Genomic DNA, 1,359 nt, shown 5'->3' with positions numbered 1-1,359 from the left:
GGTCGGCGAAGGGGTCGTCGCTGGACGGCGCCGCTGGCGCGGGCGCGCCCGGCAGCCCGCCCATGAGGGTGTCGGGAATCGCCAACGCGGGGGGCGGCGCGGCCGACGCCAGGTGCACGCTGAGCTCGAAGCCCCCGACCACCAGCCGCGCGCCGTCGCTCAGCATGGCCTCCTTGCCCGAGCCCAGCGACACGCCGTTGCACTGCATGGCGTTGCTGCCCCGGTCGATGACGAAGTACTGCCCGTCGCGGCACAGCACCTGCGCATGCACGCGCGAGACCGTGCGCTCCGGATCGCTGAGCACCAGCGTGTTGGTGTCGGCGCGCCCGATGGTGCCGCCCTGCGGACCGAAGTCCGCCGATGCGGCACCGGCGGCCGGCGCCCCCTGTCGGCTGACAACGGCAATTCGAATCATGAGCCAGCTCCCGGGCGTTGCCCGAACACGTTCTGCCCCCGCGGGTGGGGCTTGCGGGAAGTATTCATTTCGTCACCGGGCTTGGCAATCCCGCCTTTGGATGTATATCGCCGCGCTCAGGGCGCCAGCAGCAGCACGTTGGTCTGGCTCGGCGCCACGCGCACGCCGGGGCAGTTGGTGCTGTTCTGCAGGCTCGAGCTGCTCAGGCGCGTGGCGGGCATGCCGTTGAGCAGCACGGTGAAGGCGCCGGTGAGGTGCCGGCTCGGTCCCATCACGGTGCCCGACGCCACGCCCAGCAGCACGCCGGCGTTGTCGCCGTTGGTCATGGGAATGGTGGTCCCGAGGTTGTGGGCCGGCCCGGCCATGATGAGGATGGTCGGGCAGTTGGGAATGGCCGTCGCCCCCATGGCGATGTTGGGGTACGGCACCGGAATGGGCGACGGCGCGGCGGGCGTCATGCACACGTCCGGAAAGCCGGTGTCGGTGCCCATCATCTGGCAGTTGGCGAACATGGTGCGCGCCTCAGCCGAAGTGGATCTGCGCGCCGCGCGTCTTCACCAGCTTGCTGCCGTTGGCCAGCACGTGCTCGGCCTGCATGCGCAGCAGCTGCTCGGCCTCGCACTCGATGTGCGTCGCCCTGACGCGGTCCATGCCCTGCGTCGTGCGCTGGTACTGGCGGCTGAAGTGCGTCACGCGGTCCATGACGCTGGACAGCACCGAGCCCACGACCTTCACCGTGGTGGCCACGGCGCGCAGCTGGCGGCCGATGAGCTCGGCCACCCCGACCGTCAGCACGGCGTGCTCCGCGGCCACGTCGAGCCGCTCGCTGCGCAGGCTCAGGGTGGTGGCGGCGATTTCCAGCGCGCCGTCGCAACGCAGCACGGCCGGCGTGCCGGCGGCCGCGCGCGCCAGCACCGCGAGCACCCAGACCTCGCGCGGGCCCG

The 1,359-nt window shown here is 71.7% G+C and carries 3 protein-coding genes; all 3 read right to left on the bottom strand.

Annotated elements, in window-relative coordinates:
* The coding region (locus tag BMG07_RS40615; protein WP_198089202.1) for an FHA domain-containing protein at positions 1 to 415 on the bottom strand (415 nt) is incomplete at its 3' end.
* Positions 416 to 531: 116 nt separating this feature from the next.
* A complete protein-coding gene (locus BMG07_RS40610) occupies positions 532 to 927 on the bottom strand; it encodes a DUF4150 domain-containing protein (protein ID WP_198089201.1) in 396 nt (131 codons plus the stop codon).
* A 10-nt stretch (positions 928 to 937) separates the two neighbouring features.
* A partial coding sequence (locus BMG07_RS40605) for a DUF3540 domain-containing protein (protein WP_198089200.1) occupies positions 938 to 1,359 on the bottom strand: 422 nt, incomplete at its 5' end.

The organism is Variovorax sp. E3, assembly GCF_016082275.1.
Lineage (GTDB): Bacteria > Pseudomonadota > Gammaproteobacteria > Burkholderiales > Burkholderiaceae_C > Variovorax.
The sequence above is the reverse complement of the archived record's forward strand: the minus strand, read 5'-3'. Positions and strand labels throughout refer to the sequence as shown.

Bases quoted from the DNA above. Each gene is read 5' to 3' on its own strand.
- BMG07_RS40610 (WP_198089201.1), bottom strand. From the start codon at position 927: ATGTTCGCCAACTGCCAGATGATGGGCACCGACACCGGCTTTCCGGAC.